Source organism: Pseudomonas sp. 9Ag, assembly GCF_902506445.1.
Taxonomy (GTDB): Bacteria; Pseudomonadota; Gammaproteobacteria; order Pseudomonadales; family Pseudomonadaceae; genus Stutzerimonas; species Stutzerimonas stutzeri_AB.
On sequence record NZ_LR733838.1, the window covers coordinates 1 to 18,440 of the forward strand.

At 63.2% G+C, this 18,440-nt stretch carries 32 protein-coding genes and 2 other RNA genes; 32 read left to right on the forward strand and 2 right to left on the reverse strand.

The features are described 5' to 3' along the window. Positions 1 to 200: 200 nt before the first annotated feature. The gene (locus ALTERO38_RS21105; RefSeq protein WP_159969752.1) at positions 201 to 485 is read right to left on the reverse strand and encodes a hypothetical protein; all 285 of its coding nucleotides are present in this window, start codon (positions 483 to 485) and stop codon (positions 201 to 203) included. A 17-nt stretch (positions 486 to 502) separates the two neighbouring features. Then, complete coding sequence (locus ALTERO38_RS21110) at positions 503 to 1,222, reverse strand: helix-turn-helix transcriptional regulator (RefSeq protein WP_159969753.1); 720 nt, start codon at positions 1,220 to 1,222, stop codon at positions 503 to 505. Between the two features lie 159 nt (positions 1,223 to 1,381). Between ALTERO38_RS21110 and ALTERO38_RS21115 the strand changes: the two genes are divergently transcribed. From ALTERO38_RS21115 to ALTERO38_RS21270, 32 genes are all read left to right on the forward strand, one after another. After that, complete coding sequence (locus tag ALTERO38_RS21115) at positions 1,382 to 1,723, forward strand: helix-turn-helix domain-containing protein (RefSeq protein WP_159969754.1); 342 nt, start codon at positions 1,382 to 1,384, stop codon at positions 1,721 to 1,723. Positions 1,724 to 1,725: 2 nt separating this feature from the next. Further along, entirely contained in the window at positions 1,726 to 3,765 is a 2,040-nt protein-coding gene (locus ALTERO38_RS21120; RefSeq protein ID WP_159969755.1) for a DNA-binding protein, read from the forward strand. Between the two features lie 38 nt (positions 3,766 to 3,803). Next, positions 3,804 to 4,532: an AAA family ATPase gene (locus ALTERO38_RS21125; protein WP_159969756.1), complete on the forward strand. Its 729-nt coding sequence runs from the start codon at positions 3,804 to 3,806 to the stop codon at positions 4,530 to 4,532. Then, positions 4,532 to 5,149, forward strand: coding sequence for a hypothetical protein (locus ALTERO38_RS21130; RefSeq protein WP_159969757.1), 618 nt, complete (start codon positions 4,532 to 4,534; stop codon positions 5,147 to 5,149). Before ALTERO38_RS21125 ends, ALTERO38_RS21130 begins: the two co-directional genes overlap by 1 nt. Further along, on the forward strand, positions 5,146 to 5,538 hold the full coding sequence (locus ALTERO38_RS21135; protein WP_159969758.1) for a hypothetical protein: 393 nt from the start codon (positions 5,146 to 5,148) through the stop codon (positions 5,536 to 5,538). Before ALTERO38_RS21130 ends, ALTERO38_RS21135 begins: the two co-directional genes overlap by 4 nt. Beyond that, a complete protein-coding gene (locus ALTERO38_RS21140; RefSeq protein ID WP_159969759.1) occupies positions 5,519 to 5,839 on the forward strand; it encodes a hypothetical protein in 321 nt (106 codons plus the stop codon). The genes ALTERO38_RS21135 and ALTERO38_RS21140 overlap by 20 nt, the downstream gene beginning before the upstream one ends. A gap of 12 nt (positions 5,840 to 5,851) precedes the next feature. After that, positions 5,852 to 6,469 (forward strand): DUF3164 family protein, encoded by a 618-nt coding sequence (locus ALTERO38_RS21145; protein WP_159969760.1) that lies wholly within the window; start codon positions 5,852 to 5,854, stop codon positions 6,467 to 6,469. A 7-nt stretch (positions 6,470 to 6,476) separates the two neighbouring features. Further along, the gene (locus ALTERO38_RS21150) at positions 6,477 to 6,689 is read left to right on the forward strand and encodes a hypothetical protein (protein WP_159969761.1); all 213 of its coding nucleotides are present in this window, start codon (positions 6,477 to 6,479) and stop codon (positions 6,687 to 6,689) included. Position 6,690: 1 nt separating this feature from the next. Beyond that, the gene (locus ALTERO38_RS21155; protein ID WP_159969762.1) at positions 6,691 to 7,143 is read left to right on the forward strand and encodes a hypothetical protein; all 453 of its coding nucleotides are present in this window, start codon (positions 6,691 to 6,693) and stop codon (positions 7,141 to 7,143) included. Between the two features lie 8 nt (positions 7,144 to 7,151). Then, positions 7,152 to 7,376, forward strand: coding sequence for a hypothetical protein (locus ALTERO38_RS21160; RefSeq protein ID WP_159969763.1), 225 nt, complete (start codon positions 7,152 to 7,154; stop codon positions 7,374 to 7,376). 11 nt (positions 7,377 to 7,387) lie between these two features. After that, positions 7,388 to 7,684: an HU family DNA-binding protein gene (locus ALTERO38_RS21165; RefSeq protein WP_159969764.1), complete on the forward strand. Its 297-nt coding sequence runs from the start codon at positions 7,388 to 7,390 to the stop codon at positions 7,682 to 7,684. Further along, positions 7,683 to 7,749: hammerhead ribozyme type II (locus ALTERO38_RS21170), an RNA gene on the forward strand. Before ALTERO38_RS21165 ends, ALTERO38_RS21170 begins: the two co-directional genes overlap by 2 nt. 5 nt (positions 7,750 to 7,754) lie before the next feature. Continuing rightward, positions 7,755 to 8,156: a hypothetical protein gene (locus tag ALTERO38_RS21175; RefSeq protein WP_159969765.1), complete on the forward strand. Its 402-nt coding sequence runs from the start codon at positions 7,755 to 7,757 to the stop codon at positions 8,154 to 8,156. A gap of 8 nt (positions 8,157 to 8,164) precedes the next feature. Then, on the forward strand, positions 8,165 to 8,839 hold the full coding sequence (locus ALTERO38_RS21180; RefSeq protein WP_159969766.1) for a DUF2786 domain-containing protein: 675 nt from the start codon (positions 8,165 to 8,167) through the stop codon (positions 8,837 to 8,839). Further along, positions 8,838 to 8,911: hammerhead ribozyme type II (locus tag ALTERO38_RS21185), an RNA gene on the forward strand. Before ALTERO38_RS21180 ends, ALTERO38_RS21185 begins: the two co-directional genes overlap by 2 nt. Positions 8,912 to 8,916: 5 nt before the next feature. Next, positions 8,917 to 9,144, forward strand: coding sequence for a hypothetical protein (locus tag ALTERO38_RS21190; protein ID WP_159969767.1), 228 nt, complete (start codon positions 8,917 to 8,919; stop codon positions 9,142 to 9,144). Next, positions 9,141 to 9,422 (forward strand): hypothetical protein, encoded by a 282-nt coding sequence (locus ALTERO38_RS21195; RefSeq protein WP_159969768.1) that lies wholly within the window; start codon positions 9,141 to 9,143, stop codon positions 9,420 to 9,422. The genes ALTERO38_RS21190 and ALTERO38_RS21195 overlap by 4 nt, the downstream gene beginning before the upstream one ends. Beyond that, positions 9,419 to 9,820 (forward strand): gp16 family protein, encoded by a 402-nt coding sequence (locus ALTERO38_RS21200; RefSeq protein ID WP_159969769.1) that lies wholly within the window; start codon positions 9,419 to 9,421, stop codon positions 9,818 to 9,820. Before ALTERO38_RS21195 ends, ALTERO38_RS21200 begins: the two co-directional genes overlap by 4 nt. Then, positions 9,820 to 10,248, forward strand: a complete 429-nt coding sequence (locus ALTERO38_RS21205; RefSeq protein WP_159969770.1) for a Mor transcription activator family protein — start codon at positions 9,820 to 9,822, stop codon at positions 10,246 to 10,248. Before ALTERO38_RS21200 ends, ALTERO38_RS21205 begins: the two co-directional genes overlap by 1 nt. Positions 10,249 to 10,262: 14 nt before the next feature. Continuing rightward, on the forward strand, positions 10,263 to 10,727 hold the full coding sequence (locus ALTERO38_RS21210) for a hypothetical protein (protein WP_159969771.1): 465 nt from the start codon (positions 10,263 to 10,265) through the stop codon (positions 10,725 to 10,727). Between the two features lie 87 nt (positions 10,728 to 10,814). Then, the gene (locus tag ALTERO38_RS21215) at positions 10,815 to 11,165 is read left to right on the forward strand and encodes a hypothetical protein (RefSeq protein WP_159969772.1); all 351 of its coding nucleotides are present in this window, start codon (positions 10,815 to 10,817) and stop codon (positions 11,163 to 11,165) included. Continuing rightward, positions 11,162 to 11,641 carry a structural protein gene (locus ALTERO38_RS21220; protein ID WP_159969773.1) on the forward strand — a complete coding sequence of 160 codons (480 nt, stop codon included), beginning with the start codon at positions 11,162 to 11,164 and terminating at the stop codon, positions 11,639 to 11,641. Before ALTERO38_RS21215 ends, ALTERO38_RS21220 begins: the two co-directional genes overlap by 4 nt. Further along, a complete protein-coding gene (locus ALTERO38_RS21225) occupies positions 11,634 to 11,834 on the forward strand; it encodes a hypothetical protein (RefSeq protein ID WP_159969774.1) in 201 nt (66 codons plus the stop codon). The genes ALTERO38_RS21220 and ALTERO38_RS21225 overlap by 8 nt, the downstream gene beginning before the upstream one ends. Next, entirely contained in the window at positions 11,827 to 12,024 is a 198-nt protein-coding gene (locus ALTERO38_RS21230) for a hypothetical protein (RefSeq protein WP_159969775.1), read from the forward strand. Before ALTERO38_RS21225 ends, ALTERO38_RS21230 begins: the two co-directional genes overlap by 8 nt. Beyond that, a complete protein-coding gene (locus tag ALTERO38_RS21235; RefSeq protein ID WP_159969776.1) occupies positions 12,021 to 12,200 on the forward strand; it encodes a hypothetical protein in 180 nt (59 codons plus the stop codon). Before ALTERO38_RS21230 ends, ALTERO38_RS21235 begins: the two co-directional genes overlap by 4 nt. Continuing rightward, positions 12,193 to 12,807 carry a lysis protein gene (locus tag ALTERO38_RS21240; protein WP_159969777.1) on the forward strand — a complete coding sequence of 205 codons (615 nt, stop codon included), beginning with the start codon at positions 12,193 to 12,195 and terminating at the stop codon, positions 12,805 to 12,807. The genes ALTERO38_RS21235 and ALTERO38_RS21240 overlap by 8 nt, the downstream gene beginning before the upstream one ends. Next, entirely contained in the window at positions 12,804 to 13,193 is a 390-nt protein-coding gene (locus tag ALTERO38_RS21245; protein WP_159969778.1) for a hypothetical protein, read from the forward strand. Before ALTERO38_RS21240 ends, ALTERO38_RS21245 begins: the two co-directional genes overlap by 4 nt. Then, positions 13,186 to 13,497: a hypothetical protein gene (locus ALTERO38_RS21250; RefSeq protein WP_159969779.1), complete on the forward strand. Its 312-nt coding sequence runs from the start codon at positions 13,186 to 13,188 to the stop codon at positions 13,495 to 13,497. Before ALTERO38_RS21245 ends, ALTERO38_RS21250 begins: the two co-directional genes overlap by 8 nt. 1 nt (position 13,498) lies before the next feature. Then, the gene (locus ALTERO38_RS21255; protein WP_159969780.1) at positions 13,499 to 14,026 is read left to right on the forward strand and encodes a DUF3486 family protein; all 528 of its coding nucleotides are present in this window, start codon (positions 13,499 to 13,501) and stop codon (positions 14,024 to 14,026) included. 1 nt (position 14,027) lies between these two features. After that, positions 14,028 to 15,695 carry a hypothetical protein gene (locus tag ALTERO38_RS21260; protein ID WP_159969781.1) on the forward strand — a complete coding sequence of 556 codons (1,668 nt, stop codon included), beginning with the start codon at positions 14,028 to 14,030 and terminating at the stop codon, positions 15,693 to 15,695. 19 nt (positions 15,696 to 15,714) lie between these two features. Next, positions 15,715 to 17,247, forward strand: a complete 1,533-nt coding sequence (locus ALTERO38_RS21265; protein WP_159969782.1) for a DUF935 domain-containing protein — start codon at positions 15,715 to 15,717, stop codon at positions 17,245 to 17,247. After that, complete coding sequence (locus ALTERO38_RS21270) at positions 17,247 to 18,368, forward strand: phage minor head protein (protein WP_159969783.1); 1,122 nt, start codon at positions 17,247 to 17,249, stop codon at positions 18,366 to 18,368. Before ALTERO38_RS21265 ends, ALTERO38_RS21270 begins: the two co-directional genes overlap by 1 nt. The last annotated feature ends 72 nt before the right edge of the window (positions 18,369 to 18,440 follow it).

Consider the following 18,440-nt stretch of genomic DNA (forward strand, 5'->3'; position numbering starts at 1 on the left):
GTGTGAGGAGGTGTTAGGTATGGCACTGGGGAGGGAGGCCTGCCGGAAGAGTCCGGATAAAGCCGGGTGACGCTGGAGCCCAGGCGCGGCGCGGGGTCATCGGGCGGACCGACAGACGGGGCAGTGCCAAAGCAGCGCTAAGCGCGACCAGGACGATTTAGAGCGAGAGCCCGCAATTTAGCGGGCTCTTTGGCATTGCGTTAATGCCTCGCGAACCAGGCAGGTACGCGAGCGCCTTTCTCCCGAAGGTTTTCGCAACAGAAGCCAACGAACTCGCATGCGGCCTCGTATGCAGTGAGATCGTTAGGGATTCGCTCGGCCGCGTAGAAAGCGTCGTCCATGTTGATCAGCGTACCCGTAGCGCTGAATATGTGCCGCCGCTCTTTGGCGTCACCTTCGAGCGAGACGTTAATAGCATTGTTGATCAAGGCCGTTTGTACGGTTGTGATGAATTGGAATTTCTTCCAGTCGAGACCTTCATTCATATCGTTTCTCCCCATTGTTAAACCATCCAGCCGCCTGACCAGACAACGCGGCCGATAATCTCCAGGTCAGCCAGCTGCTCTTTAGGGACAACCATGTCCCGGTACGCCTTGTTTTCGCTGATTATGTGGATCGAGCTATCGAACTGACGCTGCAGGCGTTTGGCGTACAGATGGTCGTCCAGGCGGATCACATAAACCGCCTCGCCCTCCAGGGCGTTGCGCCGGTGATCGATCAGGACGGTGTCGCCATCCTTCAGCAAACCTTCCATCGAATCGCCATCGACGCGTATCGCCGATAGCTGGTCGGTCTGGAGCCCCTTCTTTCGAAGGCTATAGCGCGTGAAAGCGAGCTTCGCTAGCACGCGACATCCCTCGTTCCAGCAACCATGTCCGGCACTGCAGCGAGCGTCGTAGAGCGGGATATAGGCGTAGACGTCTTCCGCCTCGTTAGGAGCGGCGGTAGCAGCGTTCCGATACATGCTGCCGGAACCAGTAGCTATCCAGTCCAGCGATACGCCCTTGCTGTATGCGAGGCGTGCAACCGAATCAATGGCCGGAGTCCCCTCCGCCGCTATCCAGCGCTGTAGCGACGACAACGCTACACCTGCAGCCTGAGCAGCCTGTTTTCGGGACGGATACAGGTCAGCCACCGCCGAAATTCGGGTTCCCATTCCTTCTGTAGCAAACGGAACTGCCTGTTCCGATGGCGAATCTTGTTCCGATTCTTCGTATGCCATTGATTTTCCTACTAAATCCCTAAAAAGAGAGCCGAACACGCAAAAAAGAGAATCGGAACACCCAAAAACGGCTTGCTAGTTCCTATTTTCGGGACAATACTATTCCCAAGAACAGGTTAGAAACCCGAAAACGGCACGGCCCGAAACTTGGAATCAGGCATGAAAAAGTCAAAAGTCCCACACGACCCGGTGAAGCGCTGGGAGTGGATCAAATGGCAGCTGCGCTCCAACAACAGCTCACTAGCAGAACTCGCTCGCGGCTTGGGCGTGGTTCGCAATGCCATGAACAACGTGAAGCGTCAGCCATACCCACGGATGGAAAGGGCTATCGCAAAGGCGTTGGGTCTCCGTCCGATCGATATCTGGCCGGATCGTTGGATCGATGAAGCAACCCCAGTACGAGAGCGTCCGAGCCGGGCCGAAACATCCGCTTTGTATATGCAAAAGCATAACGCAGCGCGTGACCTTGAACACGTTAGCAAGAGCAGAAAGGAAGCCTGATCATGCGAAATTGGTACACAGCGCAAGAGCTGGCCGGGAAGCCAGGAATGCCAGGAACCGAGCGAGGAATTCGCAAGCTTGCCGAGCGCAACGGCTGGGAAGGCCAGCGCCGCCTCGGCAGCAAGGCCATCGAATACGCCTTCGCCGTGCTTCCATCCGAAACCCAGGCCGCGCTGATCGCCGCCTCGGTTGGCAGCGAGGCACCTCCAGCTGTATCCATACAGCAAGAATTGATACAGCGTGACGCAAAAACCGCGTCACGCTTGAACGATAAGCAGCGCTCGGTCATGACCGCCCGCCTCGCCTTTGTGCGTGAAATCGAGCGCATGAGCCAGACCATCAGCCAGCAGCGAGCGATCCTGGCACTGGTCGACCTGGCCAAAAATGACAAGCTCAGCCCATACCTGTCCGAGCTGCTAGTCCGCGCCAACGACCGTAAGACAAACGACCGCAGTCTGTCCGAACGGACGCTCAAGCGTTGGCTGGCCGACTATCGCAAGCAAGGTGAAACCGGCCTGGCCCCAGCGCGTGGCGGCAAAGACATGGGTGTGCCTGATTGGGCGAAGGACTTCCTTCGCTGCTTCCAGCGCCCGACCAAGCCCAGCGTCGAAGCCAGCTATGCCGAGTTTGCCGCCAAGTGCCAGGGCGAGCGGCCGAGCATTCACCAGGTGCGCCGTTTCCTCAATAAACTGAGCCCGGAGGCACGCGAAGCGGGTCGCCGCACGCCGCAGGAACTCAAGGCGCTTCAGCCCTTCCGCCGCCGCGCCACCAAAAACCTGTTCCCTTGCGACGTGTTCACCGCCGACGGTCACAAGTTCGACGCCGAGGTGCTGAATCCGCGCACCGGCAAGCCGTACCGCCCCGAGACCACCACCGTCATCGACGTGGCCACGCGGCGCATTCTCGGCATCTCAATCGGCGAGGCGGAATCGACCATCGGAGTTATGGACGCCCTGCGCGACGCCATCACTCGCGGCGGCATGTTCGCCATCTTCTACGTCGACAACGGGTCCGGCTTCGCCAACAGCGCTGTGCGTGAGGTGGTCGATCGCCTCGGCGGCACCATGACCCACGCCCTGCCGTACAACAGCCAGGCACGCGGCCTGATCGAGCGCGTCCACCAGACCATTTGGGTCAATGCCGCCAAGAAGCTCACCAGCTACATCGGCGCCGACATGGACAAGCACGCTGGCACCAAGGTGCACCGCGTCAGTCGTAAACAGCTGCGCGAAACCGGCGCCACCCGCCTGTTGCCGACCTTTGCCGAGTTCATGGCCGGCGTCGAGTTCGAGATCGAGGCCTACAACGACCGGCCCCACCGGGGCCTGGAAAAGATCCGCGATCCCGAGACCGGCAAGCTGCGCCACATGAGTCCCAACGAGGCCTGGGAAGCGGCCCGCGCCGAAGGCTGGGAGCCGATGTTGGCCCCGGCCGAACTGGTCCACGACCTGATGCGCCCGCAAGTCATCCGCCCTACACGTCGCGGCGAAGTGGCCTGGGCCAACCAGCGCTACTTCCTGGATGCACTGCGCGACCTGCATGGCGAAGAGATCCGCGTCGCCTACGACGTGCGCGACGCCTCCCGCGTCTGGGTACGCACGCTGGAAGGTGAGCTGCTCGGCGAAGCGCTGCTCGATGGCAACTCCAGCGACTACATGCCCAAGCCGCTCATCGAGCAGGCCTACGAGAAGCGTGAGCAAGGCCAGATGAAACGCGCCATGGACAAGCTCGAAACGCTGACCGGTAAGCGGGTGGAAATGATTGCCGCGACCTCGGCCCCTTCCGCCCAGCTCAGCGGCGAGCAACTGGCCGCAGCCCGCCAGTTCGCCATCGATCTCGCACCAACCACCATCGACTTCCAGCTCCCAGGCGACAGCGTTGCCCGGTACCGCCTGTGGAAAGAACTGGAAGCGAAAACCCAAACGGGTAGTGAGCTGACAGCAGGGGAAGCCCGCTGGCACGCGCATTACCCGAGCCGCCAAGAGTGGCAATCAATGAAAGATTTGTTCGACGCGGACCCAAGCCAACAGGCCCGCGCGTAACACAACCGGCCTCGGGGGAGGCCAAAAGGAGAGCAGTAATGAGTGTTAGTAAAATCGTTGCACTGACAAACGTGGGCCTTCTGGCCAGCGCCATCGAGCGCGCCCAATCCCGGCCGATGGGGCTGCCGGGGCTGGTCGCTATGTACGGCGCAAGCGGCCTCGGCAAAAGCGTCGGCGCTGCCTTCGCGGCCAACCGCTACCGCGCTTATTACGTCGAATGCCGCGACACCTGGAGCAAAAAGGCATTCCTGCAGGCCATCCTGCGCGAAATGTCGGTCCTGCCCGGCCGCACCCTGTCGGACATGGTCGATCAGGTGGCCGAGCAACTGTCGCGCAGCGGCCGGCCGTTGATCATCGACGACGTCCAGTACCTACTGGACAAGGCGGTGGCCAATGTCCTGACCGACATCTACAACGCCAGCCAGGGAACACTGGTTCTGATCGGCGAAGAGCGCGTTCCCACCAGCCTGGCCAAGCTGGAGCGGCTGCACAACCGAGTGCTCGAATGGGTACCGGCACAGCCTGCAACCCTCGAAGACATGCAGGCGCTCGCAGCGGCCAGCTATCCGAAGCTGCACATCGAAGACGCCCTGCTCGAAGACTTGCGCAGAGCGGTCCACGGCTGCCTGCGGCGCGTAGCGGTCAACCTTTACCGCATCTACTCCGAGGCCGAGGCCATTGGCCTGGACGCCGTCGACCTGCAGCAGTGGAAACAGCTCGGCCGAGGGTGGTTTACCGGCGAGGCACCAGCTCGGAGGCGCGCGTAATGGGCGCCGGTCGCAAGCCTATTCATCTTGAAATGAAGGGCATCAAGGACAACCGTCAGCGCATCTGGGAAGCCGTCCGCAGCGAGCAACGCCCCTTCACCGTCCAACACATAGCCTGGTCAGTCGATCTGGATCTGGAGACGACTCGCTACTGCATTCAAGGCCTGCAGCGCGCTGGGTTCATCGGTCTTGCAGGAGAAAAGGCAACACGAGGGAAGGAGCAATTGCTCGTGCTGGTTAAGGACTGCGGCGTCGAGGCTCCTGCCGTCACCCGCACGGGCAAGCCAAGCGCGATGGGGCTTGGAACAGAAGCGATGTGGCGCAGCCTGCGGATCCTCGGCGAAGTATCTGCCGACGAACTGGCGGCACAGGCCTCCGTCTCGGCAAAGACAACCCAAAGGACAGCGTCCAGCTACCTGCTCTGGCTCCACCGCGCCGGCTACGTCATTGAGATATCGCCAGCAGCAACAGGGCCACGCGGGCGCACCGCGCGCTACCGCCTGGCTCCAGGGAAGTACACCGGCCCGCGCGCACCGATGATCCAGCGTATCGGCCAGCTGTACGACCCGAACCTGGGTGAAGTCGTGTACAGCCAGATGGAAGGAGCCCAGGCATGACCGCCATCCGCCATTCCGTAGAAGAAGCTTGGGGCGGTGAGCCGCCCTTGTGGGTTGGCCTGCTGATGGCCGAGGTCGAGCGCAGCAATATGACCGTTGCGGCCCGCCGCATTGGCATGAACCGCGCCACGGTCAGCACCGCCCTGCGCAACTGCTACCCATCGAACAGCACGGCCGGCGTCGAACGCCGCGTGCTTGATGCGCTGGGGCAGCTGGACTGCCCGGCGCTGGAGTCGAGCATCACGCTCATCCAGTGCCAAACGTTCCGCGAAAGACCAGCGCCAACGCACAACCCGATGGCCATGCAGCACTGGCGCGCCTGCCAGCACTGCAGCAACAACCCCACCTGCAACCGCTCGGAGTCGGCCCATGCACGCCAGCATCAGTAATACCCCGCTCAAGGTCCTGACGCCCGTGCTCGCCGGCTCCCTGCGCGCGTTCAACGACGCCGCCCGAACCTTGCGCCGCATGGAGGTCCGCCTCAACCACTTCGACCCAACCGGCAACCGCCTGACCATCGACCCAGACAGCGGCCGTCGACTGCTGCAGCAGCGCCTGGTGGATGGCTTTACCCGCTCTGCCAGCGCTGGCAGCACCAAGTACACCGTCCAGTTCATGGGCGTCACCCTCGAATGGCGCGAAGCCATCAGCTACACCCGCCCCGAAGAATGGGCAACCACACAACACTAGGAGCAACACCGCATGACCATTCAACAGATCCCAGCCGGGTTCCGGCAGAACGGCCAGGGCCACCTGATCCCCGAAAGCATGATCAAGCCCATCGACCAGGAGCGTGACCGCCTGGTGCGTCACCTGGTCGACCGTGCCAGCGAGCTGAGCAGCGAACTGCGCGAGTTCAAGGAGATGGCCTTCGGCGACATCAAGGCCTTCATCGAAATGAGCTTCGAGGAATACGGCGCCCGCGTCGGCGGCAAGAAGGGCAACGTCACCCTGTTCAGCTTTGACGGCCGCTACAAAATCCAGCTGGCCGTGCAGGAAAGCATCGTCCTGGACGAGCGCCTGCAGGCCGCGCGATCCCTGATCGACGAGTGCCTACGCGACTGGACCGAGGGCGCACGACCCGAAGTCGTCACCCTTGTCAACGACGCCTTCCGCACCGACACCAAGGGCGAGATCCGCACCGCCCGCGTCCTCGCCCTGCGTCGGCTGGAGATCGGCGACGAGCGCTGGCAGCGCGCCATGAAGGCCATTGGCGAAGCCTGCCAGGTGGTCGGCTCCAAGTCCTATATCCGCATCTATGAGCGCGTGAGCGACACCGACCAGTACCAGCCCATCAGCCTCGATATCGCGGGGGTGTGAGATGGCCATGATCGAAGTACGCGAACCTTACCGGCGTGGCAAGCGGCCCGAGGATGGAATGGATCTGCCGGATGGCAAGACCTGCGGTGACTGCGTGCATTGCCGCCGCTGCACGCTGATGTTCGGGCACATCCCGGCTGATGAGGTATGCGACTGGTTTCCGTCTCGGTTCACTCCGCCGCGCCAGAGCGAAGCGGCAGACCTGAAGGGGGGATGCTGACATGCAGCCACGGACTATTTGCGCCCTCCCGGCTCGCTCGCCCGAGCTGGAAGCAGAGAGCCAGCGGATCGCTGCCGCAACCGAAGCCTTTCTCGCCCGTGGCGGCGAGATCGAGCAGGTCGGCGCCAAGATGCTTGACGGCCCCGAGCCGTTCGTCATCAACCCGCGCCGCACCCCGGTCTATGCGCACCTGTTCAAGCAATCGCCGACGCTCTCCGCCTTCCCAGCACCAATTGAGCGGCCTGCCGTGGCAGCACAGCCGGCCGCTCAGATGCCCGAGCAGGGGCCGTCCCCGGTCCCCGCTGCCGTGAGCGACGCCCAACTGGCCGGCCGCGTCATGGCCAAGGCCGCGCTGGGCAACCCGCCCAAGCAGATCGCCGCTCAACTGGAACTGACCGAGAAGAAGGTCCGCCAGCTCTGCCGCGATTACAACATCACCGTCCGTCAACGCTAGGAGGCCCCATGGCCGAGTACACCATCACCATCAAAGACGAAGACGGCGGCATCTCCATCGCCATGGCCGGGCCGAAAGCCAGCGAAAGCACGGCCGGCCAGCTGGCTAAACACCTGCTCGGCGTGCTGCCGCTGGCCGTCGCCAAGATTGCGCGGAGCAAAGCGGCCCCCTGCGACTGCGACGAATGCAAGGCAGCCCGTAACCCAACCCCGACCAAACCAACGATTCACTGAGGAGCACCACCATGACCGTCACCAAGAAAGAGCTGATCGACACCATCACGCAGGAACTCAGCGCCACCGGCACGCCGATCAGCAAGACACAGGTCGCCGCCGTCCTGGATCAGTTCGGAGCCGTCGCCACGCGAGCCTTCAATCGCGGCTTTGACGTGCCACTGCCGGGCCTGGGCAAGCTCAAGCCGGCCGAGCGGGCCGCCCGCAGCGGCCGCAACCCCGCCACCGGTTACCCAATGGAAATACCTGCCAAGCGGCTGATCAAGTTCGTCGAGGCGAAGGCCTTGAGCGCCACCCTCAATCCCTAAGCGAAACCGCCCCAGCCGGGGCGGTCTGCCGGGCGTGGTGGCCCGGTACTGATGAGCAGCCGAGGAAGCAATGGAGCAAGAAGATTGGGACGCCTTGAAAGCGCAGATGGATAGCCCCTGGGGGCAGATGACGCTGCAGTGCGATGACTACGAGCTGACTCTGCAGCAGCAGACAGCAAACAAGAGCTGGTCGACCGTGGTGTTCGTCAACGGCGTATTTAAAGGCAGCTGGATGACGGCAGCTGAGGATGGCCAGCCGGTACACGACGAGGCGCGCCGGTTCTTCCGAAAGTCCAGCAGGTCGCTGTACAGCCGGAAGGAAATCGAGCTGTGGCGCAAGACCTTCGGCAAGCGCGAGGCCGCCAAGAAAGAAGCCAAGAAAATCGTGCTGTATGACTGCCGCTGGAAGAGTTTCGCCTCGCTGAAAAAGCAACTGCTAGCCCACAACACCAGAATCAAGCGCATCCATTAGGAACCGACATGGACCACAAAAAGGCCCTGGAAAAGATCAAGAAGTGCCTGCGACTCGCCGCAAGCAGCAACCCCCACGAAGCCGCCGCAGCCATGCGCCAGGCACGCGCGCTGATGGAGAAGTACCAGGTCGGCGAAGCCGATGTGCTGATGGCTGACGTCGTGGAAGTCGCGGCGCGCAGTGGCTCGAAGATGAACCCGCCGCAATGGGAGGCCAACCTGGCCGGTACCATTGCGCGTGCCTACAGCTGCCGCGTCATCTTTATTGCCGGCCTCGGCGACTGGTCGTTTATCGGCGAGATGGCGGAGATCGCCGGCTACGCCATGACCGTGCTGCTGCGTCAGGTCAGGCAGGCCCGCCGCGACTACATCGCCGATACGCTCAAGCGCTGCAAAACGGCAACCAAGACCCGCCGCGCCGACATCTTCTGCGACGCGTGGGTATGGTCGGTGAGAACCAAGGTGCAGGAATTCGCGGGCAGCCAGGCGCCATCGGCGGCGGTTGAGGCGTACATCCGCAAGCACCATCCCGAATTGGAGAGCGGTACGTTCAACGACCGCAACGCCACCAAGGGCAAGCTTAGCGACCGCGCGCTCAATGACGCAGCCAACGGCATCCGCGCGGCCACGGGCGTCCAGCTCAACCACGGCGTCGACGGCCAGGCTCCCCTGGCACTGCACTGAGCGAAACCTAGCCCCTTCACCGGGGCGATGGTCTGCCGGGCGTGGTTGCCCGGTACTGATGAGCAGCCGAGGACACGATGCAACTGCTACGAAACCGAGCCGACTGGTGCACCTGGGCCGAAGGCCTGGCTGGCATCAGCATTCGCCACAGCTACAACGCGCCGCCGGATCCGGCGTGCTTCCCCTGCTACGGCTATGCAGTACTGGCGATCACCGAGCCCGGCTATGAGGTCGAGGAGCCGCGCTACCTGTACGCCGCCGACGTTGCCGCCATGGCGATGACCTTGCTGGGGGCACGCCCATGACCCAGCACACCAAGGCCGAACGGGTACGCCTGCAGAACGCCGCACGCCAGCAGGCGAAGCGCGATCGCCTCCAGCTCCAGCGCGAAAAGTTCGGTGCCGAGAAGATCAAATGGGTGATCTACAAGGGCACCCGCAGCGACCTGGACGTGATGCAGCAGGTCGGTGGCTATACCGAAGTCGGCGAAGCCATCACGCTCGCCGTCCGTTACATGGCCGGCATGGCGCGCCGGGATCCGGCCGCGTTCGCTGAAGCGATGAACCCGAGGAACTCCGTATGAGCAGTCTCGCCAAGATCCACATCGCCAAAAGCCAGCTGGGCATGGATGACGACACCTACCGCGCCCTGCTGGCCCGCGTGGCGGGTGTGCGCTCGGCCAAAGACCTGAGCCCCCGCCAGATTGGCGCCGTGCTGGCCGAGTTCGTCCGTCTCGGCTTCCAGCCCAAGCCGGCGAAGAAGGCCGGCAGAGCGGTGCCAAAGCCCGCGCAAGATCGGGCGGCACAGGTAGGCAAGATCGAGGCCTTCCTAGCCGAAGCGAATCGCCCCTGGGCGTACGCCGATGCAATGGCGTTGCGTATGTTCAAGGTCGAACGGGTAGAATGGCTCGATAGTGGCCAGTTGCAACGTCTGGTCGCCGCCTTCGTTTACGACGCCAAGCGTCACGGGAAGCCCACCTGATGGAAATCGACCAGGTCAAAGAGCTGCTGCCAAAGCAACTGCTGGACATCGCAGAGGCCATCGGCCTGCCCGCAGCCCAGCGCCTGGTCGATGAGTTAGGCGGTACCACCTGGCCGGTCGCCAAAGGCGTCCGCCGCCTCGGCATCATCCGGCACGAGGCCCTGAAGGAAGTGATCGGCGAGCGCGCCGCGACCATCATGGCCGAGCAATGGGGCAGCGTGCCGCTGTACATCCCCAAGTGCGAAGCCGCCATCCGCCGCCTGCGTGATCTTGAGATCAACCGCCAGTACGTCCAGGGCGTGCGCGAAGGCGTGTCGGCCAATACCCTGGTTGCCGAGTTGGCACGCAGTTACAAGCTGAGCGATCGGCGAATCTGGGAGATCCTGAAGCAGCCGTCGCCGGATGCGACGGGCGACTTGTTTCACTGATGAGAGGGAAAAACATGCTGCGCTATCTGATAATCGGATTCTGTTTGCTCGTTGGCGGCGTACAAGCTGCCGAGCCGGATCCGTTCACCCAAGTGGCGCTCGAAAGTTTCGAGGAAGCTCTCGCGTCACATGAGCAAGCGCATGGACGTCAGTTAGAGGCGGAGGCTCAATTCCTGATGGCAGTGAAAGATGGACTGTCACTGTACCGGGACGGGCACCTAACGGAAGATGACAAAGGGCGACTGCTCGCATTGGTTACCAGCCAAGCTGAAGCCGCATCTAAGACATTAAACCAATGGGGCGTAGACGATCGGCTACGCACTCTTGCTACGAAGATGCAGGCAGCCTCGCTACAGGCCAAGCAGTTGCTGAACGCCGCGCCGACGGCGGCTGCACAGGCAGCAATGGAGCGATATCATACTGGGGCGGGATATGACGCATACCGCTACGCCCAGGATTTAGGGATCGAACAAATGTAAACACAAGCCCCGCCAATGCGGGGCTTCTTGTATCTACTGAACCCCATCACTCTGCTCTGATATCCCGCCGTCGCCGAACATGGCGGCATGAAGAAACACGCCGCCACCACTCGCCCCCTACGCCACGCGCGCGACTTCGCCCAGGCCATCGTCGATGCCTACGGCGACGTCGAAAAGCAGCGCGAGATCTTCACGAAGTGCCCCGTCGAGTTGCGTGGCTTAGCGCGTGAGCTGGCGAAGACGGGCCTGGCCAAGGCAGAGCAGCGTGCCAAACAGCTGATAGAGCATCGCGAGATGCACCGCCGCGCAGCCGCGCGTGATCCGGCACCCCTGATCCCCACCCGACGCATTTCTTCCCTCCGCCCATCCGCACCGGAGGTCGGACGAGCGCGCCTGGCCGAACTGCGTGCGGCGCTCGCCAATAAGGAAACGGCATGACCGCTCGCCAGCCTCGCGGCATTCGCAATTACAACCCCGGCAACCTGGAGCGCAACGGTACGCGCTGGCAAGGCATGGCCCTGGACCAGGCCGGTGACACGCGCTTCATCGTGTTCAGTCATCCGGTCTGGGGCATTCGCGCGATTGCCCGGACGCTGATCACCTACCAGGATGCACGCCGCGCGCGCGACGGCAGCCGCATCGACAGCGTCCGGGAGATCATCGAGCGCTGGGCTCCGGCGCATGAGAACAACACCGGCGCCTATGCCAAAGCCGTTGCCAATTCGCTCGGCATCGGCGCGGATGACGAAACGGTCGACGTCTACGACTACGCCACAGCCGCCGCCCTGGTGAAGGCCATCGTCCGTCATGAGAACGGCCTCGGCCCGCTGCCTGGCGGTAACTGGTATGGCGATGCGCTGGTTGCAGAAGGCCTCGCCCTGGCCGGCATCCTGGAGGGCGTGCGCCATGGTTGAACGAAACCGGGTCGTTGAGGTGACCGTGCACAACCTCAGTAAGGTCCAGTACCGCACCTTGGTCGGAGTGCTATGGCTGATCGCCGCCGGAGTGCAGAACAACCACTGGTACGAGCTGGCATGCACCGCGTTATTCGCTGGGTTCAGTGTCGGCGCTTTGATTGCCTTAATAGAGGCGATCCGCCATGACTAACTGCAAGCACTGGAGCCGCAGCCGAACGTTGTGGTTTAACGCCGTCGTGGCCGGGCTGGTCGCGCTGGAGGCCGGCACAGGCCTGCTGCAGCCGCACCTGCCGGTCAGCCTTTATACCGCCGTGGCCGTCGCGCTGCCGGTAGTCAACGCCATGCTGCGCGTGGTGACCACCCAGGGGGTTCGCGCATGATTCGTCGTCTCTGGGCATGGCTCGACATCCTCTTCGGCACCCCGCGCATGTGGGTGCCTAACTGCCGGTACCAGACGCCGCTGCCGCCTATTCGTGTCGGCAAGACCGGCATCGCTGCTGCCCGCCGCGCCGCCCGCAAGGCACGCAACCGCCGGAGGGCCAATTGCCATGCTTGAACGTCTCGCCTCACCATTGCCCAGCGGACTGACGCTGGGCCTGCTTGCTTGCATGGTCTGTGCGGCAGCCTCGGGCGGAATCGCCTACGGCTTCGGTTATCGACACGCCGAAGCTTTGGGCGCCGCCAGGCTCAGCGACCTCAAGGACAAGCACGCCCGCCAGGCCAGCGAGACGGCCGAAGCCAACAACGTGCGCCTGCAGCAGCAGGTCACCCGAGCCAACCTGGCCGAGCAGCAGATGTTCGCCGTGCTCGATCGTCTCGGTACCGAACAGCAGCCCATCCAGGAACGCATCCCCCATGTCACCAGCACCTACCGGTCGGAGCCTGCCGCTGCGCCTGAGCCTATTCCTCGTTGCGTGTTCACTGTTGGCTGGCTGCGCGACTACAACGCCGCCCTCGGTGTGCCCGGAGCCCTGGCAGGCCCCGTTACCGGTTCTGCTGGCCCAGCCCCCTGGGCCGCCCCCGGCACTGACGCCGAACTACTGGAAAGCGGCGTCACCCCGGCCGACATCCTTGCCCACGCTCAGGACTACGGCCGCTGGGCCCGCTCCCTCGCCAGCCAAGTGACCGGCCTGCTCACCGCCAGGGAGACCGGCACGCCATGACTATGGAACTCGAATTAAGCCAGCTGATCGGCTGGGCCACGGGGCTGCTCAGCATCTTCGTCGGCATCGTCACCGGCCTGGTCAAGCTGCTGCTCGGTCAGTTCGAAAAGCGCTTGGCCGACCGCTTCGCCGCCCAGGACGCCGCCCGCCAGAGTGCCAGCCGTCACTGGGAAGAGAGCTTTGCCAAGCTGCTCGATCGCCAGGACAAGGAAGCCGAAACGGTCAAGCAACTGGAGCGTGCCTTCATGCGCTTCCAGGCCGACCTGCCGCTCGAATACGTCCGCCGTGAAGACTGGGTCCGTGGTCAGTCGGTGATCGAGGCCAAGCTCGACGGCTTGGCCCTCAAGTTTGAAAACGTCCTGCTCAAAGGAGCGCGCCATGATTGATGCCGACAAAGCCCGCCGGGAAACCCTGCGCTGGTACATCCTGCTGACCCTGAACAAATCCCGCCCCGTGGATCCGCATGAAGCCGTGGTGCTTTCGACCATCCAGGGCATTTACCCCGACTGCACGCCGCTGGAGTTGCGGCGGGAATTGGATTACCTGGAGCATCGCAGCCTGGTCACGCTGGTCAAGCAGCCATCCGGTCCGTGGATCTGCGGCCTGACCCACTACGGCGTTGATATCGCCGAGTACACCGTCGAGTGCCGCCCCGGCATCGCCCGTCCTGAAAAGTACTGGAGCGCCTGACATGCCGCCGCGCAGCAAGGTAACCACCCTGCCGGTCGAGGTTAAGGCATGGCTGGATCAGAGCCTGGTTGAAAGCAACTTCAGCGGCTATGAATCGCTGTCAGCGGAGCTGGCCGAGCGTGGTTACAGCATCGGCAAGTCAGCGCTGCACAGCTACGGGCAGAACTTCGAAGAGCGCCTGTCGGCTTTGAAGCTCGCCAGCGAGCAGGCCAAAGCCGTAGTTGCAGCCGCACCCGATGAAGAAGGCGCGGTCAACGAAGCGCTTACCCGTATGGTCCAGGAACAGCTGTTCAATCTGCTGCTGGCGGGTGAGGGAAAGGTTGATCTGCCCAAAGTGGCAAAGGCGGTGGCCGAGCTTGGGCGCTCCAGTGTGACCCAGAAGAAGTGGCAGGCTGAGCATCGCAAGGCCATTCGCGAGGAATACGCTGCCGAGGCGGCCATGGCCGTCACCGAAGAGTTGCGCGGTCAAGACGGTATGAGCGAGCAGCTCGAAAACCGCATTCGCGGCATCTTGTTGGGGAAAGCCTGACATGGCAATGCGCGCCACCGACGAGTCCCTGGGCAAAGGCCTGAAGGCCACCAGCGCGCCGCGTAAGATCGACCTGCAGGCGGAGATGGAGCTGCACGGCGTCGACGTGCCCCAGGAGATGCCCGACGCCCAGCCGGCCAATGAGCCGGTGTTCCTCGGCTACCAGCAGCGCTGGTTCGAGGATGAATCGCAGATCATGATCGCCGAGAAGTCGCGGCGTACCGGCCTGACGTGGGCCGAGGCCGGGCGCAACGTCATGAACGCCGCCAAGCCGCGCCGTCGCGGTGGCTGCAATACGTTCTATGTGGGCAGCAAGCAGGAGATGGCGCTCGAATACATCGCCGCCTGCGCGCTGTTCGCCAAGGCCTTCAACCAGCTGGCCGAGGCGGACGTCTACGAACAGACCTTCTGGGACGACGGCAAGAAGGAAGAGATCCTCGCCTACATGATCCGCTTCCCGAAGTCGGGGCGGAAAATCCAAGCGCTCAGCTCGCGGCCGAGCAACTTACGCGGCCTGCAGGGCGATGTGGTGATCGATGAAGCGGGCTTCCATGAATCCCTGGAAGAGCTTCTCAAGGCCGCCTTGGCCCTCACCATGTGGGGCAACAAGGTTCGGTTGATCAGTACGCACAACGGCGTAGACAACCCCTTCAACACCTACATCCAGGACGCCCGAGAGGGCCGCAAGGACTACAGCATCCATCGCATCACCCTGGACGATGCAATCGCCGAGGGCCTGTACAAGCGCATCTGCTACGTCACCGGCCAGACCTGGTCGCCAGAAACCGAGCAGGAGTGGCGCGACAAGCTTTACAAGAACGCCCCCAACATCGAGAGCGCCGAGGAGGAGTACGGCTGCGTACCGAAGAAGAGCGGCGGCAACTACCTGAGCCGCGTGCTGATCGAGCAGGCGATGGTCGCTGACCGTTCGATTCGCATCTATCGCTACGAAGCGCCGGCCGGCTTCGAAGGTTGGACCACGACGCAACGTGAAGCCGAGATGCAAGCCTGGTGCGAAGAGAACCTGGCGCCGGAGCTGGCCAGGCTGAGCGACCGCAACCGCCATACCTTCGGTGAAGACTTCGCACGCAAGGGCGACCTCACCGTGTTCACGCCGTTGGTGATCTTCCCCAACCTGCGCAAGCGGGTGCCGTTCCAGGTCGAGCTGCGCAACCTGACGTATGAGCAGCAGCGCCAGGTGATGTTCTATATCTGTGATCGGCTGCCGCGCCTGTCCGGTTTGGCATTCGATGCCACCGGCAACGGCGGCTATCTCGCCGAACAGGCCGCGCTGAAGTATGGCGTCGGCATGGTCGACCAGGTGCAGCTAAACCTCGCCTGGTACGCGCTGTGGATGCCCAAGCTCAAGGGTGAGTTTGAGGCTTTCAATCTGGAATTGCCGCGCCACCAGACCGTGCTCGATGACTTGCTGTCGATCAAGGTCGAGAAAGGCATCCCGGTCATCGACAAGGGCCGACAGAAAGACCTGGAGTCGCAGAGCGGCTCGGCCAAACGCCACGGCGACAGCGCCGTTTCCCTGGTCATGGCCGTGCGCGCCAGTTGGATTCAGGGTGGCGAGATCGACTACACACCAGCCCCACCCCGCGCAGAACGCTGGGCAGACAACAACCGCGACGACCAGCCAGGCGGCTGGGCCGGCGCCTGGTAGGCCGCATTAAGGAATACTCATGGCAATCGTAGACATCCACGGCAAGCCCTTCGAACAGCACATCCTGCGCGAGCAACAGACCGCACGCCTAAGCCAGCTGCACGAAGAGTACGCCGACCACCCCTCCAGCGGCCTGACCCCGCCGCGCTTAGCGTCCATCCTCCGCGCCGCAGAACAGGGCGACATCCAGGCGCAGTGTGAGCTGTTCCAAGACATGGAAGAAAAGGATGCGCACCTGCTCGCTGAGATCGGCAAGCGCCGCCGGGCGTTGACCACCGTCGACTGGGCAGTGGTGCCGCCACGCAACCCATCGTCCGCCGAACAGGCTGAGGCCGACTGGCTGAACGAAGTACTTCAGGATCTGCCCGACTTCGAGGATCTGCTGTTCGACATGCTCGATGCGATCGGCAAGGGCTTTGCCGGCATCGAGCAGGAGTGGGAGCGCTACGGCCGCGAGTGGATGCCCAAGGCTTTCAACTACCGGGAGGCGTCCTGGTTCCAGCTGGATCCCTCCACCCGTACCGAGCTGCGCCTGCGTGATGGCAGTGCGGAAGGTGAGCCGCTACAGCCGTTTGGCTGGATCATGCACCAGCACAAGGCCAAGTCCGGCTACGTCGCACGTGGTGGCCTGTATCGCGTGCTGGCCTGGCCCTACCTGTTCAAGAATTACGCCGTGCGAGATCTCGCCGAGTTCCTGGAGATCTACGGGCTGCCGGTACGCCTGGGCAAATACCCCAGTGGCGCTTCGCCTGATGAGAAGGCCACCCTGCTACGCGCCGTGGTCAACATCGGTCACAACGCGGCCGGCATCATCCCCCAGGGCATGGAAATCGACTTCAAGGAAGCGGCCAAGGGCCAGCACGATCCGTTCGATTGGATGGTGCAGTGGGCCGAGAAGAGCATGTCCAAGGCTATCCTTGGTGGCACTCTCACCAGCCAGGCCGATGGCGCCGCTAGCACCAATGCCCTCGGTAACGTGCACAATGAAGTGCGCCACGACCTGCTCAAGGCTGATGCCAAGCAGGTCGCCACAACGCTGCGCCAGTACCTGCTCTATCCGCTCCTGGTGCTGAACAAAGGTGGCGAGCGTGACCCCCGCCGCTTGCCGCGCTTCCAGTTCGACCTGGTCGAAGCGGAAGATCTTGGCACCTATGCAGAAGCCCTGCCCAAGCTGGTCGAGGCCGGCATGCAGATCCCGGTCAATTGGGCGCACGACAAGTTGCGTATCCCCCTGCCGAGCAAAGATGACGCTGTGCTTGGCACTGCTCCACCGGTACCCGATAACAAGGCCGCAACACGCACGGCCGCGCTGAAGGCGCAGCAACAGACCGACCCGCTGGATGATCTGGCCGAGCAGCTCGCCAACGACTGGCAGCCAGTGGCCGATCTGGTCAGCCCGGTGCAGCAGCTGCTTGCCAGCTGCAAGAGCATCGAAGAGTTTCGCGGCCGCCTGCCCGAAGTCATCCCCCAGTTGGATGCCGGCCAGCTCGCCGAGCTGATCGCCCAGGGCATGTTCGCCGGCACGCTGGCCGGCCGGACTGGGGCGGTCTGATGGTCGACCTGTTTGCGCTTCCACCGGCCGAGGCTATCGAGTACTTCCGCCAGAAGGGTTTCGCCGTTGGCTTCGACTACCGCGACGTCTGGCAGGCACAGCACCAGGCGGCGTTCACCGTGGCCAAGGCCATGCAGCTCGATCTGCTGCAGGACATTCGCGCCGAGGTCGACCGGGCGCTGACCGAAGGCACCACGCTGCAGGACTTTCAGAAGCGGCTTGTGCCAACCCTGCAGGCGAAAGGCTGGTGGGGCCGTCAGGATCGGCTGGATCCGCTGACCGGTGAGGTGCGCGACGTCCAGCTGGGTAGCCCGCGCCGGCTCAAGGTCATCTATGACACCAACCTACGCACCGCCCACAGCGAAGGCCAATGGCAGCGCATCCAGGACCGCAAGGCCGCGTTTCCCTACCTGCAGTACGACGGCGGCAACTCCGAGAACCCGCGCCTGCAGCACAGCGCCTGGGACGGTCTGGTGCTATCGGTAGACGACCCATTCTGGCAGAGCCATATGCCGGTCAAGGAATGGGGCTGCAAGTGCCGTGTCATCCCGATGACGGCGGGCCAGCTGCAGCGCCAGGGCATCGAGGTCAGCGAGTCGCCGAAGGTGCCCAGCGTCCCCTTCGTCAACAAGCGTACCGGTGAAGTGCAGCAGATCCCGAAGGGCGTCCACCCAGCGTTCCACTATCCACCAGGTGGGCGCCGCGCGAGCCTCAGTCAGCACCTGGTCGACAAGGTCGCGGCAGCACCGGCTGCTATCGCGCGGGCCAGCATCGCCGACCTGGTCTCCGGGCCCGCGTTTGCCGAGTGGTATCGCAAGCCCGCTGGCAGCTTTCCGCTGGCCTACTTGAGCGGGGATGGGATTAAGCAGTTCGGTGCAAAGGCTGCGGTCATCCTGTTGGCCGAGGCGGTGCTAATGGAGCAGCTCGTCAACCAGCCCACCGTAGTGATTGAGGATTACGCCCTGGTGCAGCAGATGCTCGACACTGGCACGCCCGTCCTGCAAGCCGACGGCAGCCTCCTGTACAGCATGGAACAGGCCGACGGCTCGGTGCTGATGCTGATAGTCGAAAGGAGTGAATCGGCGTTGATGGTTCGTAGCTTGGTGAGGGTGATTCGATGAGCGAGAGCTGTAAACAAGCGCAGCGCCGTGGCGAGCTTTCCAGCGGTAAAGGCTACCGAGCGTTGGCTTTGA

Excerpts from the sequence above, each read along its gene's own strand:
- ALTERO38_RS21105 (WP_159969752.1), bottom strand. The coding sequence starts at position 485 with ATGAATGAAGGTCTCGACTGGAAGAAATTCCAATTCATCACAACCGTA.
- ALTERO38_RS21110 (WP_159969753.1), bottom strand. The coding sequence starts at position 1,222 with ATGGCATACGAAGAATCGGAACAAGATTCGCCATCGGAACAGGCAGTT.
- ALTERO38_RS21115 (WP_159969754.1), top strand. The coding sequence starts at position 1,382 with ATGAAAAAGTCAAAAGTCCCACACGACCCGGTGAAGCGCTGGGAGTGG.
- ALTERO38_RS21120 (WP_159969755.1), top strand. The coding sequence starts at position 1,726 with ATGCGAAATTGGTACACAGCGCAAGAGCTGGCCGGGAAGCCAGGAATG.
- ALTERO38_RS21125 (WP_159969756.1), top strand. The coding sequence starts at position 3,804 with ATGAGTGTTAGTAAAATCGTTGCACTGACAAACGTGGGCCTTCTGGCC.
- ALTERO38_RS21130 (WP_159969757.1), top strand. The coding sequence starts at position 4,532 with ATGGGCGCCGGTCGCAAGCCTATTCATCTTGAAATGAAGGGCATCAAG.
- ALTERO38_RS21135 (WP_159969758.1), top strand. The coding sequence starts at position 5,146 with ATGACCGCCATCCGCCATTCCGTAGAAGAAGCTTGGGGCGGTGAGCCG.
- ALTERO38_RS21140 (WP_159969759.1), top strand. The coding sequence starts at position 5,519 with ATGCACGCCAGCATCAGTAATACCCCGCTCAAGGTCCTGACGCCCGTG.
- ALTERO38_RS21145 (WP_159969760.1), top strand. The coding sequence starts at position 5,852 with ATGACCATTCAACAGATCCCAGCCGGGTTCCGGCAGAACGGCCAGGGC.
- ALTERO38_RS21150 (WP_159969761.1), top strand. The coding sequence starts at position 6,477 with ATGATCGAAGTACGCGAACCTTACCGGCGTGGCAAGCGGCCCGAGGAT.
- ALTERO38_RS21155 (WP_159969762.1), top strand. The coding sequence starts at position 6,691 with ATGCAGCCACGGACTATTTGCGCCCTCCCGGCTCGCTCGCCCGAGCTG.
- ALTERO38_RS21160 (WP_159969763.1), top strand. The coding sequence starts at position 7,152 with ATGGCCGAGTACACCATCACCATCAAAGACGAAGACGGCGGCATCTCC.
- ALTERO38_RS21165 (WP_159969764.1), top strand. The coding sequence starts at position 7,388 with ATGACCGTCACCAAGAAAGAGCTGATCGACACCATCACGCAGGAACTC.
- ALTERO38_RS21175 (WP_159969765.1), top strand. The coding sequence starts at position 7,755 with ATGGAGCAAGAAGATTGGGACGCCTTGAAAGCGCAGATGGATAGCCCC.
- ALTERO38_RS21180 (WP_159969766.1), top strand. The coding sequence starts at position 8,165 with ATGGACCACAAAAAGGCCCTGGAAAAGATCAAGAAGTGCCTGCGACTC.
- ALTERO38_RS21190 (WP_159969767.1), top strand. The coding sequence starts at position 8,917 with ATGCAACTGCTACGAAACCGAGCCGACTGGTGCACCTGGGCCGAAGGC.
- ALTERO38_RS21195 (WP_159969768.1), top strand. The coding sequence starts at position 9,141 with ATGACCCAGCACACCAAGGCCGAACGGGTACGCCTGCAGAACGCCGCA.
- ALTERO38_RS21200 (WP_159969769.1), top strand. The coding sequence starts at position 9,419 with ATGAGCAGTCTCGCCAAGATCCACATCGCCAAAAGCCAGCTGGGCATG.
- ALTERO38_RS21205 (WP_159969770.1), top strand. The coding sequence starts at position 9,820 with ATGGAAATCGACCAGGTCAAAGAGCTGCTGCCAAAGCAACTGCTGGAC.
- ALTERO38_RS21210 (WP_159969771.1), top strand. The coding sequence starts at position 10,263 with ATGCTGCGCTATCTGATAATCGGATTCTGTTTGCTCGTTGGCGGCGTA.
- ALTERO38_RS21215 (WP_159969772.1), top strand. The coding sequence starts at position 10,815 with ATGAAGAAACACGCCGCCACCACTCGCCCCCTACGCCACGCGCGCGAC.
- ALTERO38_RS21220 (WP_159969773.1), top strand. The coding sequence starts at position 11,162 with ATGACCGCTCGCCAGCCTCGCGGCATTCGCAATTACAACCCCGGCAAC.
- ALTERO38_RS21225 (WP_159969774.1), top strand. The coding sequence starts at position 11,634 with ATGGTTGAACGAAACCGGGTCGTTGAGGTGACCGTGCACAACCTCAGT.
- ALTERO38_RS21230 (WP_159969775.1), top strand. The coding sequence starts at position 11,827 with ATGACTAACTGCAAGCACTGGAGCCGCAGCCGAACGTTGTGGTTTAAC.
- ALTERO38_RS21235 (WP_159969776.1), top strand. The coding sequence starts at position 12,021 with ATGATTCGTCGTCTCTGGGCATGGCTCGACATCCTCTTCGGCACCCCG.
- ALTERO38_RS21240 (WP_159969777.1), top strand. The coding sequence starts at position 12,193 with ATGCTTGAACGTCTCGCCTCACCATTGCCCAGCGGACTGACGCTGGGC.
- ALTERO38_RS21245 (WP_159969778.1), top strand. The coding sequence starts at position 12,804 with ATGACTATGGAACTCGAATTAAGCCAGCTGATCGGCTGGGCCACGGGG.
- ALTERO38_RS21250 (WP_159969779.1), top strand. The coding sequence starts at position 13,186 with ATGATTGATGCCGACAAAGCCCGCCGGGAAACCCTGCGCTGGTACATC.
- ALTERO38_RS21255 (WP_159969780.1), top strand. The coding sequence starts at position 13,499 with ATGCCGCCGCGCAGCAAGGTAACCACCCTGCCGGTCGAGGTTAAGGCA.
- ALTERO38_RS21260 (WP_159969781.1), top strand. The coding sequence starts at position 14,028 with ATGGCAATGCGCGCCACCGACGAGTCCCTGGGCAAAGGCCTGAAGGCC.
- ALTERO38_RS21265 (WP_159969782.1), top strand. The coding sequence starts at position 15,715 with ATGGCAATCGTAGACATCCACGGCAAGCCCTTCGAACAGCACATCCTG.
- ALTERO38_RS21270 (WP_159969783.1), top strand. The coding sequence starts at position 17,247 with ATGGTCGACCTGTTTGCGCTTCCACCGGCCGAGGCTATCGAGTACTTC.